A 244-nucleotide genomic window follows, 5' to 3' on the forward strand; every position below is an offset into this window, starting at 1 on the left:
GGGCTATATAACGTGCGCAAGTCGAGAAAACATAAATATAACACTATTTCTGGGCCGTCACCCAAAGTTGAATACGTTGCTGGTGTTTTAGCGCCAACAAGATCAAACAATGCTGTTATACGTTATATAGATTATTCAGCTAGCCGTATAGAAGCCAAAGAGGTTAGTGATATTGATGAGTTTTTAAAAACTCCTCAACCCGAGTGGGCAACAGTGAGGTGGATCCACGTGAGTAATACAGACG

The 244-nt window shown here is 41.4% G+C and carries 1 protein-coding gene; it reads left to right on the plus strand.

Annotated features, from left to right (window positions below; genetic code table 11):
• The coding region (locus tag AAEY72_RS16005) for a hypothetical protein (RefSeq protein ID WP_352311648.1) at positions 1–244 on the plus strand (244 nt) is incomplete at both ends.

Source organism: Psychrobacter sp. W2-37-MNA-CIBAN-0211, from assembly GCF_040309405.1.
GTDB lineage: Bacteria > Pseudomonadota > Gammaproteobacteria > Pseudomonadales > Moraxellaceae > Psychrobacter > Psychrobacter glaciei.